We start from the raw sequence: 16666 nt of genomic DNA, 5'->3' as shown, positions 1-16666 counted from the left end.
AGCTGGGCGCCAAGCAACGCCTGGCAATTCGACGAATATGACAGCCCAGAGCCGTGGTCTCCATAATTGTTACCGAGCAGATAACCTCGGCCGCAACAGGCCCGCGGGCCGCCGGAGCCTAGGCCGGGCGAAGCAGCGCGACCAGGAAGTCGCAGTCATCGGTGAACGGTCGCAGATCCCAGGTGGATAGCAGCAGATCGGGCACAAACCCGGCGGCTTGCGCGTCGTCGAGGAAGTCGGCGAACGCGTAGTCGCGGCCCGCGCCGAAGCCGATCACCGCTCGGCCGTCGCTGCGCAGGTGCGCACGTAGCCGGCCGAGCACTCGAGCCCGGGTGCTCGGGGCCAGGAATGTCATCACGTTGCCGGCGGAGACGATTACGTCGAACGGCTCGACAATGCCGCGCGCGGGCAAGTCAAGCTCGGCGAGGTCGCCCACGAACCACTGCGGGCCGGGATAATCCTGCTCGGCCGCTTCGATGAGCGCCGGATCGACGTCCACGTCGACCACCCGGTGACCGGCCGCGGCCAGATGACGACCCAACCGGCCGGGGCCGCAGCCCGCATCGAGGATGTGGGCACCGCGCGGCGCAATCGAGTCTACCAGGCGTGCCTCGCCGACCAGGTCTTCGCCCGCGCGGGCCATGGCCCGGAACCGCTCGATATACCAGCGCGAATGTCCGGGATCGGCAGCAACCTTCTGCATCCAGATGCTCTGCTCGACCATGCGAGCATTATCGCCCGGGTGCGAGCGCCGGGCGTGGGCGGCCGGCTTAGCGGAAGGATGGCGTGTTGTGTTCAAGCTGCTGTTCTACTCGCCTCGCATCGCCCCCAACACGGGCAACGCCATCCGGACCGCGGCCGCGACCGGCTGTGAGCTGCATTTGGTAGAACCGCTGGGCTTCGATCTGTCCGAGCCCAAACTCCGGCGAGCCGGGCTCGACTATCACGACTTGGCCTCAGTCACCGTCCACGGCTCCCTCACGCAGGCGTGGGACGCACTGCTACCGGCGCGGGTGTTCGCCTTCACCGCCGGGGCCAGCGTCACGTTCTCCGACGTCGACTTCCGGCCCGGCGATGTGCTGATGTTCGGGCCCGAGCCCACCGGCCTGGACGCGGCGACGCTGGCCGACGCGCATATCACCCAACAGGTGCGTATCCCCATGCTGGCGGGCCGGCGCTCGCTGAATTTGGCCAACGCCGCGGCCGTCGCGGTGTATGAGGCGTGGCGGCAGCACGGCTACCCGGGGGCGCTCTAGCGGCACGTCACGAGGCAGACCGGGCTGCAACCGGCCGGACTTCGACGCTCCGCCATCCGCCGACCTGTGAGTTTTCTGCCAATCAGCTGCAGAAATCCCGCAAGGGGAATCGGGTGCCCCCAACCGCCTTACCGTGCTGGAAATTTCCGGCTCCGGATGTGACGTCCCGAAAGGACAGCAATGTCGTCAATGGCGGTATTCCCCGAGGCGGTATCGGCTGCGGCGGGTGACGTAGCAAACATCTGCCAGGCGCTGAGCGCGGCAAATGCGGCCGCAACGGTTCCCACCACCAACCTGCTGGCCGCCGGCACCGACAAGATATCGACGGCGGTGGCATCCCTGTTCTCCGGCCACGGCCAGGCCTATCAACGGCTCGCCAACCAGCTGATGGCCTTTCACGAACAATTCGCCCAAGCGCTCACCGCCGGCGCGAGCGCCTACACCGGCGCCGAGGCAACCAACGCCTCACCCCTGCAGACCGTGGAACAAAACGCCCTGGGCCTGATCAACGCGCCCACCCAAACCTTGCTCGGCCGCCCCCTGATCGGTGACGGCGCCGCCGGCACCGCCACCAACCCCAACGGCGGCGCCGGCGGCCTGCTCTACGGCAACGGCGGTGCCGGCTTCAACAACGGCGCCACCGCCGGAGCCGCCGGCGGCAACGGCGGCAACGCCGGACTGATCGGCAACGGCGGGGCCGGCGGCAACGGCGGCTGGCTCTACGGAAGCGGCGGTGCCGGCGGCGCCGGAGGCAACGCCCTGTTCGCCGGCGGCACCGGAGGCAACGGCGGCGCCGGCGGCCTAGCCGGCAACAGCGGCGTCAACCCCACCCCCACCCATGACACGGCCCTCAACGGCGCCGACGGCGACAGCAACATCTACGACGCCGCCACCAACACCGTCTCCGCGACCCCGGGCACCGACGGCACTCCCGGCGGAGCCGGTGTCACCGGTGGAAATGGCAGGGCCGGCGGCTCCGCCTCCGAACCCGTCACCAGCCTTACCGCGACCGCCAGTGACGGCGGCAACGGCGCGCAAGGCGGCCAGGGCGGTGCCGACGGTGGCACCGGTGGTGTCTCCGGCGTCGCCGCCTCCTACAACGGTGTCGCCATCGGGGGCAACGGAGGCAACGGCGGCACCGGCGGCACCGGTACGGACGGCCTGGCCGGCAGCGGGGGCGGTTCTGGTGGCGCGGGAGGACGCGGCGGCTGGCTGATCGGCAACGGTGGTGCCGGTGGCGCCGGCGGTAACGGTGCCATCGGTGGCGACGGCGGAGCCGCCGGCTTTACCGGCTCCAACAACGACAGCGCGGCCTCCACCTTGTACGGGGCCCACGGCGGCACCGGCGGTGATGGCGGTGCCGGCGGCACCGGTGGGCATGGCGGAGCCAGCGGTGCCGGTGGCGCCGGCGGCGTCGGCGGATGGCTGATCGGCGACGGCGGTGCTGGCGGACAGGGCGGTGGCGGCGGCATGGGCGGCACCGGTGGCGCGGGGGGTTCCGGCGTCGCCGGCGCCCATGGCGGCAACGCCACGAGCGCGATAGCAGCATTCGGTGGCGACGGCGGGGCGGGCGGCGATGCCGGTCATGGCGGCATGGGTGGCGACGGCGGCAACGGCGGCCAGGGAGCCAGCGGTGGCCGCGGCGGGCTACTGAGCGGCGCACAGGGCGTCACCGGAACCGCCGGTGGCGGCGGTACCGGCGGTGACGGCGGTCTGCGTGGCGCCTTCGGCGCGGGCGGCGATCCGGGCACCGGTGGTGGTCAAGGGTCTGATGGCAAGCTCGGCGCCAACGGACTCGGTGGCGCCGCCTTCGACGGCGCCCGCGGCACCGACGGCAACCCGGGCTGACGCGGCGCCGACTACCAGCTGTTCCAGTGCGTCAGGCGGTCGGCGGGCAGCCGCTTGGCCGGGCGGAAGTCGGTGCCTTTGGTGTAGGCGATCGGGAACAGCCCGCCCTGGCTGTAGTCGTCGTAGGGGATGCCAAGGACGTCGGCTACCTGCCGCTCACCGTCGGCCAGCAGATGCAGTGTTGTCCAGCATGAGCCCAATCCGCGGGACCGTAGCGCCAGACAAAAGCTCCAGACCGCCGGAAACAGCGAGGCCCAGAAGGACACTCCGCCCAACGGCGATTTGTCTTCCCGGCCCTGGATGCACGGGATCATCAGGACCGGCGCCTCATGCATGTGCTCGGCGAGGTAGGTCGCGGAATCCCTGACCTTGCCCATCCGCTCACCCCGAGTGTCACCCTCGGCGTACTCGGGTGCCGGCATGCTCAGGTAGCTGCGGGCCCGGGCCAGGTAGACGTCGGCGATCGCCTTCTTCTTGTCCGCATCTTCGACAAACACCCACTGCCAACCCTGCGAGTTGGAACCGGTGGGCGCCTGCAGCGCCAGATCGAGGCATTCCATCAACACTTCGCGCGCCACCGGCTTGTCGAAATCGAGTCGCTTGCGGACCGAACGGGTCGTGGTCAGGACTTCGTCGACGGACAGGTTGAGGGTCATGTCGCGGAGATTACCCCCCTATATTCAGCTTCATGGGTATCGAACTGACTCAAGAGGTTTCTGACAGGCTGGCCTCCGACCACTACGGGTGGCTGACCACAGTCGCCAAATCTGGACAGCCAGTGCCGCGACTGATCTGGTTCTACTTCGACGGAGCCGACCTCACGGTGTACTCGATGCCCAAGGCGGCCAAGGTCGCCCATATCCTGCAGCGCCCCCACGTCAGCCTGAATCTCGATTCCGACGGCAACGGCGGGGGCATCATCGTGGTCGGCGGGACGGCTGACTTGGCAGCCACCGATGTCGACTGCCGCGAAGACGAGCCGTACTGGGCCAAGTACCGCGACGATGCCGCGAAGTTCGGTCTGACCGAAGCGATGGCTTCCTACAGCACCCGACTCAAGATCACCCCGACCCGAGTGTGGACGACGCCGACGGGCTGAGGTTCGACTCGCCAAGGTGCGGGTCTGCACAACGACACGCCGCTTTGGCGGGCATTCTGCGCACGTTCGGGCGCACTAGCGGAAGTCACGGGAACGCGAGCCGACCGCCAGGCTGATGCGCCCCATCCGCTCCGCCACGACGGTGACTGCGCCACTGGCGTTTTGCACCTGACCACGGATGAGCAGTGCGGGCGCCGTATTCGCCAGTTTGCGATGTCGCACCCACACCCCCGGCGTACAGAGCACATTGACCATCCCGGTCTCGTCTTCCAGGTTGATGAACGTCACCCCCTGGGCCGTCGCGGGTCGCTGTCGATGGGTCACCGCGCCGGCGATCAGCACCCGCTCCCCGTCGGGCACCGAGAGCAGCGCAGCTGCGGCCAACACCCCCAAGGCGTCCAGGTCTGCTCGCAGAAACTGGGTCGGGTAGCTGTCCGGGGAGATGCCGGTGGCCCACACGTCGGAGGCGGCCAGCTCCAGCTCACTCATTCCCGGCAGCGTCGGGATGTGCGATGACGAGCCCACCCCGGGCAACCGGTCCGGCCGTTGGGTGGCCGCGGCCCCGGCCGCCCACAGCGCCTCCCGCCGCGACATCCCGAAACAGCCCAGCGCTCCAGCCGTCGCCAGCACTTCGGTCTGCGGCACGCTGAGCTGCACTCGCGATGTCAGATTCAGCAGGGAAGCGAACGGCCCGTTGTCGTTTCGTTCCGCGACCAGACTTTCGGCGAGGTCATCTCCGATATGGCGGACGGCTCCCAGACCGAGGCGGACCTGCATTCCGGCATTCTCCAGAGTGGCGTGCGCCAGGCTCGCATTGACATCGGGCCCGTGCACCAATACACCGTGCCGGCGGGCGTCGGCCACCAGCGACTGTGGTGAATAGAAGCCCATCGGCTGAGCCCGCAGTAACGCGGCGCAGAACGCCGCGGGGTGGTGCAACTTGAACCACGACGAATAGAACACCAGCGACGCGAAGGACAGTGCATGGCTTTCGGGGAAACCGAAATTCGCGAACGCCTCTAGCTTTTCGTAGATCCGATCGATCACCTCGTCCGGGGCGCCATGCAGCGCGCGCATACCGTCGTAGAACCGGCCGCGCAGTCGGCGCATGCGCTCGGTCGAGCGCTTGGATCCGATGGCGCGCCGCAGCTGGTCGGCCTCGGCGGCGGAGAAGCCCGCGCAATCGACGGCCAACTGCATCAGCTGTTCTTGGAAAAGCGGCACTCCCAGCGTCTTACGCAACGCCGATTCCATGGACGGGTGCTCGTAGACGACCGGGTCGATACCGTTGCGCCGCCGGATGTAGGGGTGTACCGACCCGCCCTGAATGGGCCCGGGCCGGATCAGCGCGACCTCTACCACCAGGTCATAGAACACTCGGGGCTTGAGTCTGGGCAACGTGGCCATCTGAGCCCGTGACTCCACCTGGAACACACCGACGGAGTCGGCGCGGGCCAGCATCTCGTACACCGCCGGTTCGGAAAGGTCCAGCCGGGCCAGATCCACTTCGATGCCTTTGTGCTCGGCCACCAGGTCTCTCGCGTAATGCAGAGCCGAGAGCATGCCCAGCCCGAGCAGGTCGAACTTCACCAACCCGATTGCCGCGCAGTCGTCTTTATCCCACTGCAAAACACTGCGATCGGCCATGCGCGCCCATTCCACCGGGCACACGTCGGCGATCGGGCGGTCGCAGATCACCATGCCACCGGAATGAATACCCATATGCCGTGGCAGATTCCGAATCTGGGCTGCCAGATCGATCACCTGCTCGGGAATGCCCTCGACATCGTCGGGCGTCGCGTTCCAGTGGCCGATCTGTTTACTCCAGGCATCCTGCTGGCCCTGCGAGAAGCCCAGCGCGCGAGCCATATCGCGCACCGCGCTGCGCCCCCGGTAGGTGATGACGTTGGCGACTTGAGCGGCATAGTCCCGGCCATATTTATTGTAGACGTACTGAATGACCTTTTCCCGCTGATCCGACTCGATGTCGATATCGATGTCGGGCGGTCCGTCGCGCTCGGGTGACAAGAAGCGTTCGAACAGGAGCTCGTTGGCTATCGGATCCACAGCGGTGACACCGAGGGCATAACAGACCGCGGAGTTGGCCGCCGATCCCCTGCCCTGGCACAGAATGTCGTTACGTCGGCAAAACTGGGTGATGTCGTGTACTACCAGGAAATAACCCGGGAAGCTCAGTTGTGCAATGACTTTCAGCTCATGCTCGATCTGGGCGTAAGCTTTCCTGGCCCGCGGCGACCGCTCGGTCGAACCGTAGCGCTCGCGGGCACCCGACATGACCAACGACCGCAACCAACTGTCCTCGGTGTGCCCGCCGGGCACATCGAACGGCGGCAGCCGCGGCGCGATGAGCGCCAGCCCGAACGCGCACTGCTCGCCGAGTTCGGCGGCGGCGGTCACCACGTCGGGCCGCTGCGCGAACAGCCGGGCCATTTCCGCGCCGGAGCGCAGATGCGACCCACCCAGCGGCGCCAGCCACCCGGCCGCGGAGTCCAGGGACTGGCGGGCCCGGATGGCCCCCATCGCCATGGCCAGCCGGCTGCGCGCCGGATGGGCGAAATGCGCCCCGGTCGTGGCAACGACGCCAACACCAAAGCGGGGCGCCAGCCCGGCCAGCATCGCGTTGTTCTCGTCGTCGAGCGGGTGACCGTGGTGGGTTAGCTCGACGCTGACCCGGCCGGCCGTGAACCGGTCCACCAGATCGGCCAGCGCCCGCTCCGCCGCATCCGGCCCACCTTGACGAAGCGCTTGGCGCACATGACCTTTCCGGCATCCGGTCAGGATGTGCCAGTGCCCGCCCGCGGCCTCGGTCAGCGAGTCGAAGTCGTAGCGTGGCTTGCCCTTCTCACCGCCGGCCAGATGCGCCGCGGCCAGTTGCCGTGACAGCCGCCGATAGCCTTCCGGACCTCGGGCCAGCACCAGTAGATGCGGTCCGGGCGGATCCGGCTGCTCGGTGCGGGCCTCCGGCCCCAGCGACAGCTCGGCACCGAACACGGTGCGCACGCCGAGCCCGCTGGCTGCTTCGGCGAACCGCACCGCCCCGTACAGGCCGTTGTGATCGGTCAGCGCCAGGGCGCGCAGATCCAGGCGGGCGGCTTCCTCGACCAACTCTTCCGGCGTGCTGGCGCCATCGAGAAAGCTGTACGCCGAATGCGCATGCAACTCGGCGTATGCGATGGACGAGTCGACCCGGTTGGCGTCCGGCTTGGGCGCATACGTCTCGCGCTTGCGCGACAACGGACCGTCCCACCCGGCCTCGGCCGTGGGGCCGGCCGCATCCGGCACGCCGGCATGACGCGGCTTGCCATCCAGCACCCGCTCCATTTCCGCCCAACTCGGCGGGCCATTGCCCCAGCCCACACCCACAGCTTATCGAAAGTATGTTCGAATACCGAGGGGTCGGAGCGAGCGGTCGCTCAGCACAAAAGTGAGGCATATCACCGCTGTTAAACACATCTTTAACTGAAAAACACGTTCTTAACCTGGCAGGCCTATCGCGCCCAACGCATCGGGACAAATACTGGTACTGATTCACAAACTGACGGGTGGGGACTTGTGATAGCACAATTGACGACACTGGACGCTGGCCTGCGCAGGGCCCAAGAACCGGACTGGGACGCAAGCCTGGCAATCGGCGCAGTCGCCGTGATCAACGGCGCCGTTCCCGACTTCGAACTTCTCAAAACGACTCTGGCACAGCGGCTTAGGTCAATCCCCCGGCACGCGCAGGTGCTGCGGACGCAGTGGATCGACCAACCCGAATTCGATTTTGACGCGCACATCCAACGGGCGGCGCTGCCCGGGCCGGGCGACGAAGCGGAACTGTTTCGGGCCATCGCACACGCCCTGGAACGCCCCCTCGACTTGGACCGTCCGCTCTGGGAATGCTGGGTAATCGAGGGCATCGAGCACAATCGGTGGGCGATCCTGCTCAAGCTCCACCACAGCATGGCCGACGGTATTTCGGCGGTCCAGATCCTGACCAGACTCTGCGACGACGCCGACCACACCGGCGCAAATCATGTTGCCGTTAAACCGGTTCCGGATTCAGATGCGGGCGCGCGCAGCTGGCCGGACTCCCTTGCCACAAACATCGTCAAGGCGGCCGCGCGTGCCGTCAGCTGGCCCACGATGTGGTTGTCGTCGGCCGATTCGCCGATCACCATGCGCCACTACACCGCGGTTCGCTTTCCGCTCGCCGACGTGGACCGGGTGTGCCGCAAGTTCGGGGTAACCGCCAACGATGTTGCGCTGGCAGCCATCAGCGAGGGCTTTCGGACGATGCTGCTGCACCGCGGTGAACAGCCCCGCGCCGACTCACTGCGCACGCTGGAGAAACCCGCCAACCAGATCTCGGCCCTGCTGCCTTACCTGCCGGTCGACCAGAATGACCCGATCACCCGACTGCGCACCGTGCACAGCCAGCTGAACCCGGCCCCGGCCGCGGTCCGCACGAAATCCGCCAGTCTTGCCGATTACACGCCTCTTGCATTGTGCACCAAAGCTATTCAGACCTTGGTACGTCTCCCCCAGCGAAGTGTCGTGACGCTGGCAACCGATGCGCCAGCGCCGCGCCACCGGCTCCAGCTGATGGGACAACCGATGGAGCAAGTGCTGCCGATCCCGCCGACTGCTCCGCAGCTGAGCACCGGAGTTGCCGTGCTCTGCTACGACGACGAGCTGGTATTCGGCATCACCGCCGACTACCAGGCCGCGACCGACCTGCGACAGCTTGCCGCCGGTATCGAACGAGGGATGGCGCAGCTGGTGGCGCTCAGCCAGGACTCCGTTCTGCTGTTCGGCAAAGACCGCCGCAAGCGCAGGCACCGCAGCCGGCCCGGCGGGGTGGCGAGGCGGACGTTGGTGTCGCCGGCCCGGGTGCGACGCTGACCCGAAGCGACCCGTAAGAGACGGCATTGCCCACCATGAGAAGGTGGGATCATGTCGGTCACCATCGACCCGCGCCGCCATGATGCCGTCCTGTTCGACACCGCATTGGACTCAACACAAGCACTGGTCCGGCAACTTCAGCAAGCCCGCGTCGGCACCGCCACCTTTGCCTCCGGCGGTGGCGGGCACGACGCCGCGATCCAGGCCCTGACCGAATCGGCCGACCGCGTCGGCGCGCGGCCCGGCCGCTGCGTGGTCATCACCACAGACGCGGCGAACGTAGCCGCCGCCCGCGACAGCGGATTCGCGCTGGTGATCGGGGTGGACCAGGCCGGGCACCGCGACGCGCTACCTGACCACGGCGCCGACACCGTCCTCGCCGATCTGGACGAGGTGCGGGTGCGCGCCGGCGACCGGCACATGTCCGAGCTTCCCGACGCATTGCAGGCACTCGGACGACCCGACGGCCTGACCGTGCCGCGGCCCGTGGTCTTCTTCGATTTCGATGGCACGTTGTCCGAGATCGTCGACGATCCGGATGCGGCCACGCCGACGGCCGGCGCCGTGGCGGCACTGCAACAGTTGGCCGCGCAGTGTCCGGTAGCGATACTCAGTGGCCGCGACCTCGCCGACGTATCCCAACGCGTGGGACTGCCCGGAATCTGGTATGCGGGCAGTCATGGGTTCGAGCTGACCGCGCCGGACGGAACGCATCACCAGAACGAGGCCGCCGCGGCGGCGATACCGGTGCTCGAACAGGCGGCCGCCCAGCTTCGCGACCGGCTCGGTTCCATCCCCGGGGTGATGGTGGAGCACAAGCGGTTCGGCGTGGCCACCCACTACCGCAATGCCGCCCGCGACCGGGTGGGCGAGATCGCCGCGGTGGTGCGTGCCGCGGGCCAGCGCGACGGGCTGCGGGTGACGACCGGCCGCGAGGTGATCGAACTGCGCCCGGACATCGACTGGGACAAGGGCAAGACGCTGCGCTGGGTAATCGATCACCTGCCTGATCAGCGGGCCGCTCCCCTGGTGCCGATCTATCTCGGTGACGATATCACCGACGAGGACGCGTTCGACGCGGTAGGCCCCAACGGTGTTGCGATCATGGTGCGGCACAACGAAGATGGCGATCGCACCACCGCCGCACTGTTCGCGCTCGAGAGTCCGGCTCGAGTTGCCGAATTCACCGGACGGCTGGCGAGCCAGCTGTCGACGCTTGGGTGAAACGGCTGACGACTCAGCCCTGCACGTATTCCACCGCACCGTCATCGAGCACCACCCGGGCGTCGGACCCATCGGTGCCGGCCACCACGGTGCGATACACCGCCTTGCCCGGCTCGGTGCGCCAGATCAGCGTGGTCAGCGTCTCGCCGGGAAACACCGGCTTGGTGAACCGCGCGTCGATCGAGGTGATGTTGGCGGCCACCCCGCCGCCCAGCTCGGCCACCAGCGCCCGCCCCGCCACGCCGTAGGTGCACAGCCCGTGCAGAATCGGCTTGGGGAACCCAGCCAATTCCTTGGCGAACCAGGGGTCACTGTGCAGCGGATTGCGATCGCCGGAGAGCCGGTAGATCAGTGCCTGGTCCTCCCGGGTCGGCAGGACAACCCGGGCATCAGGCTCGCGATCGGGAATTTCCGGTGCGGCCGGACGCTCACCCGGCACTCCCCCGAACCCGCCCGCCTGGCGAATGACCAGCGTGGTGAACGTCTCGGCGATCAGGGTTCCGGTTTCTGGATCGGTGCCACGGCCGCGCAGCATGATGACCGCGTTCTTGCCCTCGCCCTTGTCCTGGACGTCGGCAACCTCGGAGACCACCGACAGCTTTCCCGCGGTGGGCAGGGGCGCATGTAGGCGGATGCCCTGGGAGCCGTGCAAGAGCATGGCGTGGTTGAACGTGCCGATCTTGCCCGCCGCCCCGAATGCCGGGCAACAGATCACCGCGTAGGTTGGCAGCACCTGCTGCGCGATGTCGTGGCTGTTCTCAGTGGTGAACGACAAGTCGTCGATACCCGCGCCGACGCCCAGTGCGTAGAGCAGCGTCTCCCGGTCTTTCCACTCGAACGACATCGGCTCGGTCGTTGCGCCAACGGCACCCGGATCGATCGCCATGCGGGTCTCCTCTCGATTGGGAAATTCGAGCCTTTCTGCAGTCAACCATCGCAAACCCTTCCCACCAGTGCGGTCGGCAGGGCAGGCTATCGCCATGGCCAAGCGCAGCATGATCTGGAATACCTCCAAAGTCCTAGCTCTACTCGCCACGGCAATGCTGCTCGGCGCCTGCGGCGGCGGAAGCCCCCAGGCCCGCAGCATCACGCTGACCTTCATTCGCAATGCACAATCGCAGGCCGACGCCGAGGGGATCATCGCTACCGAGTTGCCTGGAACCGGACTGAGCTCCGACGGTAAAGATCAAGCGCAGCAGCTGACCCATCAGTTTGGGCGCAGCGAATTCGACAGCATCTACACATCGCCGATGGAAGCCGCCCAGCAGACCGCCGCTCCTCTGGCCAGGGAGTTGAGCAAGCAAGCCGAGATCGTTCCGGGCCTGCAGTCCATCGATGCCGGCTGGTACAACGGCAAACCCGATTCGATGGCCGACCGCACCTACATGGTGGCGCCGGTCAGCTGGATCGACGGCAACGTCGAAGCCAGCATCCCCGGGTCAACCTCGGGCAGCGATTTCAACAGCCGATTCACCGGCGCCATCCGCAAGATCTACGACGGCGGCCACAACAAGCCGGTCGTGTTCTCCCAAGGCACGGCGATCATGGTGTGGACGCTGATGAACGTGAAAAACCCCAAGACCAACCTGCTCAACACCCATCCCCTACCGAACATCGGCCGCGTGGTGATCAGCGGCAATCCGGCGACCGGCTGGAAGCTGGTGGACTGGGACGGCATCCGTAACTTCGGCTGACCAGTTGACGGGTGCGGCCGCGGCCGCCACCATGACTGCATGCGGTATGTCGTTACCGGCGGTACCGGGTTTATTGGGCGCCGCGTCGTGTCCCGTCTGCTACAGAGCGACGCCGATGCACGGGTGTGGGTCCTGGTACGGCGCCAATCGCTGAGTTGTTTCGAACGCCTCGCCACTGACTGGGGCGATCGGGTCAAACCCTTGGTCGGCGAGTTACCTGAGCTGCCGGTGACCGAGCAGATCAGCGCCGAACTGGGGCAGATCGACCATGTCGTGCACTGCGCGGCGGTCTATGACATCACCGCCGGGGAGAATCAACAGCGGGCCGCCAACGTCGATGGAACCCGCGCCGTGATCGAGCTGACCCGGCGACTGGACGCGACATTGCACCACGTGTCGTCGATCGCCGTGGCCGGCGACTTCGCCGGCGAGTACACCGAGGCCGACTTCGACGTCGGCCAGCAGCTGCCCAGTCCGTACCACCGGACCAAGTTCGAGGCCGAATTGCTGGTGCGCTCCAGCACCGGGCTGCGGTACCGCATCTACCGCCCGGCGGTCGTGGTCGGCGACTCACGCACCGGCGAGATGGACAAGATCGACGGCCCGTACTACTTCTTCGGCGTACTGGCCCGGCTGGCCGCGCTGCCGTCACTGACCCCGATCCTGTTGCCCGACACCGGACGCACCAACATCGTCCCGGTCGACTACGTGGTGGATGCGCTCGTCGCCCTGATCCGCGAGGACAACATGGCATTCCCGAACGGGCGGACCTTCCATCTGACCGCACCACAATCGGTGGGATTGCGCGGCATCTACCAAGCCGTGGCCAAGGAGGCCGGACTGCCCCCGGCGCGGGGGGCACTCCCCGGCTCGGTGGTCACCCCGGTGCTCAAGGCACGGGGCCGCGCGAAGGTGCTGCGCAACATGGCGGCCACCCAGCTGGGGATTCCCTCCGAAATCTTCGACGTCTTGGACCTCAAGCCCACCTTCATCAGCGACGAAACGCAGAAAGCGTTGCGCGGCAGCGGTGTGCGACTGCCCGACTTCGCCGGCTACGCCCCCAAGTTGTGGCGCTATTGGGCCCAACACCTTGACCCCGACCGTGCCCTCCGCGACGATCCGAGGGGCCCGCTGGTGGGCCGGCACGTCATCATCACCGGGGCATCCAGCGGCATCGGGCGAGCTTCGGCGCTCGCGGTCGCGCAACGGGGCGGATGCGTATTCGCGTTGGCCCGCAACGCCGACGCGCTCGACCAACTGGTCGCCGAGATCCGCGCGGGCGGCGGCCAGGCCTACGCTTTCACCTGCGACATCACCGACTCCACCTCCGTCGAACACACCGTCAAAGACATCCTGGGCCGCTTCGGACATGTCGACTACCTGGTCAACAACGCCGGCCGGTCGATTCGCCGCTCGGTGGTCAACTCCACCGACCGCTTGCACGACTACGAACGGGTGATGGCCGTCAACTATTTCGGCGCGGTCCGGATGGTGCTGGCGCTGTTGCCACACTGGCGCGAACGACGTTTCGGGCATGTCGTCAACGTTTCCAGCGCCGGGGTGCAGGCTCGCAACCCCAAGTACAGCTCGTATCTGCCCAGCAAGGCGGCGCTGGACGCGTTCGCCGACGTGGTCGCCTCCGAGACGCTGTCCGACCACGTCACCTTCACCAACATCCACATGCCGCTGGTAGCCACCCCGATGATCGTGCCGTCGCGACGGCTCAACCCGACGCCCGCGATCAGCGCCGAGCACGCGGCCGCCATGGTGGTGCGCGGACTCGTCGAGAAGCCGGCGCGAATCGATACCCCGCTGGGCACGCTCGCCGAAGTCGGCAACTACGTCGCACCGAAGCTGTCCCGGCGGATTCTGCATCAGCTCTATCTGGGTTACCCAGATTCTGCTGCGGCACAAGGCTTCTCGCCGCTCGATGACGCCCAGGAGCACCGGCCGGTGCGCCGCCCCAAGCGGCCGGCCCTAGCCGTGACGGGCATCCGGATCCCCAGACCCGTCAAACGGCTCGTTCGGTTGGCACCCGGCGTACACTGGTAAGCGGACTCCCGATTCCGGCCCGGCCGCGGCGTATCGTTGCCGCGGTGAACCCCGTGTTCGTCGACGCCGACACCGGCATCGACGACGCGCTGGCGTTGATATATCTGTTGGCCAGCACCGACGCCGATCTGGTGGGCATCGCATCGACGGGCGGAAACACCTCGGTCGATCAAGTGTGCACGAACAACCTCGGTGTGCTCGAACTGTGCCGGGCCGGTGACATACCGGTGGCAAGAGGCGCCGACCAACCACTAACCGGGCAGTGTCCGCATCGGGCAAACACGCACGGCCCCAAAGGTTTAGGGTATGCCGAGCTACCCCCGACCAACCGGGAGCTGGCCAACTATGACGCCGCGGCGGCTTGGGTGCGAATGGCACACACCTATCGCGGAAAACTGACCGGACTGGTCACCGGACCGCTGACCAACCTGGCGCGAGCGCTGCGCGCCGAACCCGCATTGCCGGCGATGCTGAGCCGGCTGGTGATCATGGGCGGGATGTTCGACGCGGACGGCAACGATGTCGGGGCCGACTGGAACATCAGGGTGGACCCAGAGGCCGCCAGCGAGGTTTTCGCGGCCTGGACAGGGCAACAACAACTTCCAATCGTGTGCAGCTTGAACCTGACCCGCAAGGTTGCGATGACACCGGACATCCTCGCCAGGCTGACCTGCGCCGCCGGCCCGTCCGCGTTGACCCGGGTGTTCCAGGACGCGGTGCGGTTCTACTTCGAGTCCCACCGGGACCGCGGATTTGGGTATCTGGCGTATCTGCACGATCCGCTGGCGGCCGCGATTGCACTCGACCCGCAGCTGGTGACGACCCAGGTGGCGACGGTGGACGTGGTGTTGGCGGATATTCCGACGCGCGGCATGACGGTTGCCGACCGGTCGGGGAAGCACCCTCCCAACGCGCGGATCGGGGTCAGCGTCGACCCGGCCGTGTTCTTCGAGAGGTTCATCCAACGAGTCGCAGCGTTCGCACGCCGAGCGTGAACTGACTGCGCGACGCCGGTGTGTGGTCTGCGGTGTCACTCGTAACTCCCTTCTAGGTACCACCGCCGTTGCCGATAGCACAGCAGTAGCGCGCGCTCGTCCCCCAGCAGCACCTGGGCGCGGGCGGTGCGGCCTTTACCGAGATCGGGGTCCCACCACCGTTCGTCGACTGGCCAAGGTCCGGCCCACCAGTGCAGCCGGTCATCACGGCCGCCTACGACCAGTCTCGCGGGGGTGGTGGAGAACATCCCCCGGCTGGTTACCCGTACCGGATTTCCTTGGACATCAAGCAATTCCACCGGGTCGTCGAGCAATACCGCCGGCGAGGGCGCGGGTAACTGCCCTGACCAGGGCTGCCCCGGATCGGCCTGCGGCACCGGCTCATCGCCCAGCGCGGTCAACGTGATGCGCTCGGTCGGCCCGCGACCGCCGGACAGCACCGGCACCTGAACCGCCTCCGGACCGAGCAGGCCTTGCACCCGTACCAGCGCGCGACGGGCCCGAAGCCTGTCCTCTTCGCCCAAACCACCCCACAACGGCAACTGCAGCGCTTCAGCGGACACCACTTCGAGCGCCTGCAGACGCAACTGTGTCACTGGCGCGGTGGGCCGGTCCCTGGCGTTGCGACTGCTCAGCCATCCGTCCAGCTGCCAGCGCACCCGGTCCGCGGTGGCCTCCTCGGTCAACGGCTCGGCACACCGCCACACCCGGGTGCGCTCTTCACCGCTGTCGGTGACGGCGTGAATGGCCAGCCGGGTGCACCCCACTCCGGCGGCCAGCAACGCCTGGTGCAGCTCACTGGCCAGCGCCCGGCCGGCGAATGCCGCGGCGTCGACCCGATCGATCGGCGGATCGCAGCGCAGCACCGCCCCGAGTTCCGGCGGTGGTTCGCACCCGGAGGGAAGGCGTTCGGGCTCGCCGCGGGCGAACCGGTGTGCGGCCACCGCGTCAGCGCCGAACCGGGAAGCGACGTCGGTGCGGGAGAGCGCGGCAAATTGTCCGACGGTACGAATCCCCATCCGCCACAACAAATCCGTCAGTTCGTCACGCCCGGGTCCGGACAGGCTCGGCTCGGCGGCGAGCTGACGGACCGAAAGGGCCGACAGAAACCGTGCATCGTGTCCCGGTTCCACCACACGCCCGGCCCGCGCGGCGAAGACCGCGGTGGACAACCGATCGGCAATCCCGACCTGGCACTCGGCGCCGGCGGCGGCCACCGCGTCGATCAACCGCTCGGCCGCCTGCTGCTCAGAACCGAAGAATCGCGCCGCTCCTCGCACCGGCAGTACCAGGAGCCCGGGACGCAGCACCTCGGCGCGGGGCACCAGATCGTCTACCGCCGCGACCACCCCTTCGAAGAAGCGAGCATCACGGTCGGCGTCGGCGGTCGCGATGTGCAGTTGCGGGCAACGGGCCGCCGCCTCCCGGCGCCGCAGCCCGCGCCGCACTCCGACCGCACGTGCTGTCGACGAGCAGGCAATCACCCGGTTTGCCAAAGTAACCGCGACCGGCGCCGTCACAGGCTGATCCGCGGCCGCCGCGGCCGCGACGGCGGGCCAGTCCATGCACCAGATCGCCAACGCTCGGGAA

Annotated in this window: 13 protein-coding genes; 8 read left to right on the top strand and 5 right to left on the bottom strand. The window is 67.6% G+C overall.

Annotated elements, in window-relative coordinates:
• Positions 1-118: 118 nt before the first annotated feature.
• Positions 119-724: a class I SAM-dependent methyltransferase gene (locus G6N41_RS13490; RefSeq protein ID WP_198967610.1), complete on the bottom strand. Its 606-nt coding sequence runs from the start codon at positions 722-724 to the stop codon at positions 119-121.
• Between the two features lie 67 nt (positions 725-791).
• Here G6N41_RS13490 and G6N41_RS13485 point away from each other — a divergent pair, with 67 nt between their 5' ends.
• Together G6N41_RS13485 and G6N41_RS13480 are read left to right on the top strand one after the other, a co-directional pair.
• Positions 792-1256, top strand: a complete 465-nt coding sequence (locus tag G6N41_RS13485) for a tRNA (cytidine(34)-2'-O)-methyltransferase (RefSeq protein ID WP_012393046.1) — start codon at positions 792-794, stop codon at positions 1254-1256.
• A gap of 180 nt (positions 1257-1436) precedes the next feature.
• Positions 1437-3104: a PE family protein gene (locus G6N41_RS13480; protein ID WP_198967609.1), complete on the top strand. Its 1668-nt coding sequence runs from the start codon at positions 1437-1439 to the stop codon at positions 3102-3104.
• An 11-nt stretch (positions 3105-3115) separates the two neighbouring features.
• Here G6N41_RS13480 and G6N41_RS13475 read toward each other — a convergent pair whose 3' ends face one another.
• Complete coding sequence (locus G6N41_RS13475) at positions 3116-3760, bottom strand: nitroreductase family protein (protein ID WP_020732035.1); 645 nt, start codon at positions 3758-3760, stop codon at positions 3116-3118.
• A 32-nt stretch (positions 3761-3792) separates the two neighbouring features.
• On the opposite strand from G6N41_RS13475, the gene G6N41_RS13470 reads away from it, so the two are divergent.
• Positions 3793-4203, top strand: coding sequence for a TIGR03667 family PPOX class F420-dependent oxidoreductase (locus tag G6N41_RS13470; RefSeq protein ID WP_020732034.1), 411 nt, complete (start codon positions 3793-3795; stop codon positions 4201-4203).
• A gap of 75 nt (positions 4204-4278) precedes the next feature.
• Here the strand turns inward: G6N41_RS13470 and G6N41_RS13465 are convergent, their stop codons facing one another.
• The gene (locus G6N41_RS13465; RefSeq protein WP_198967608.1) at positions 4279-7581 is read right to left on the bottom strand and encodes an error-prone DNA polymerase; all 3303 of its coding nucleotides are present in this window, start codon (positions 7579-7581) and stop codon (positions 4279-4281) included.
• A 198-nt stretch (positions 7582-7779) separates the two neighbouring features.
• On the opposite strand from G6N41_RS13465, the gene G6N41_RS13460 reads away from it, so the two are divergent.
• Positions 7780-9111, top strand: coding sequence for a wax ester/triacylglycerol synthase domain-containing protein (locus G6N41_RS13460; protein WP_172607262.1), 1332 nt, complete (start codon positions 7780-7782; stop codon positions 9109-9111).
• 51 nt (positions 9112-9162) lie between these two features.
• Positions 9163-10335 carry a trehalose-phosphatase gene (gene otsB / locus G6N41_RS13455; protein WP_198967607.1) on the top strand — a complete coding sequence of 391 codons (1173 nt, stop codon included), beginning with the start codon at positions 9163-9165 and terminating at the stop codon, positions 10333-10335.
• Between the two features lie 13 nt (positions 10336-10348).
• Here otsB and G6N41_RS13450 read toward each other — a convergent pair whose 3' ends face one another.
• Positions 10349-11221 (bottom strand): MaoC/PaaZ C-terminal domain-containing protein, encoded by an 873-nt coding sequence (locus G6N41_RS13450; protein ID WP_036457478.1) that lies wholly within the window; start codon positions 11219-11221, stop codon positions 10349-10351.
• Between the two features lie 94 nt (positions 11222-11315).
• Between G6N41_RS13450 and G6N41_RS13445 the strand changes: the two genes are divergently transcribed.
• Genes G6N41_RS13445 through G6N41_RS13435 form a run of 3 tightly spaced genes read left to right on the top strand, consistent with a single transcriptional unit; the run spans position 11316 to position 15076 of the window.
• Positions 11316-12029 (top strand): histidine phosphatase family protein, encoded by a 714-nt coding sequence (locus G6N41_RS13445; RefSeq protein WP_015354756.1) that lies wholly within the window; start codon positions 11316-11318, stop codon positions 12027-12029.
• A gap of 39 nt (positions 12030-12068) precedes the next feature.
• The gene (locus G6N41_RS13440; RefSeq protein ID WP_198967606.1) at positions 12069-14081 is read left to right on the top strand and encodes an SDR family oxidoreductase; all 2013 of its coding nucleotides are present in this window, start codon (positions 12069-12071) and stop codon (positions 14079-14081) included.
• A gap of 44 nt (positions 14082-14125) precedes the next feature.
• Positions 14126-15076 carry a nucleoside hydrolase gene (locus G6N41_RS13435; RefSeq protein WP_198967605.1) on the top strand — a complete coding sequence of 317 codons (951 nt, stop codon included), beginning with the start codon at positions 14126-14128 and terminating at the stop codon, positions 15074-15076.
• 35 nt (positions 15077-15111) lie between these two features.
• Here the strand turns inward: G6N41_RS13435 and G6N41_RS13430 are convergent, their stop codons facing one another.
• Positions 15112-16641: a DNA polymerase Y family protein gene (locus tag G6N41_RS13430; protein WP_038581380.1), complete on the bottom strand. Its 1530-nt coding sequence runs from the start codon at positions 16639-16641 to the stop codon at positions 15112-15114.
• Between the last annotated feature and the right edge of the window lie 25 nt (positions 16642-16666).

The sequence above is a fragment of the Mycobacterium shottsii genome (genome assembly GCF_010728525.1).
Taxonomy (GTDB): Bacteria; Actinomycetota; Actinomycetes; order Mycobacteriales; family Mycobacteriaceae; genus Mycobacterium; species Mycobacterium marinum.
Note: the sequence above shows the minus strand (reverse complement) of the source record. Positions and strands in the feature narration are given on the sequence as shown.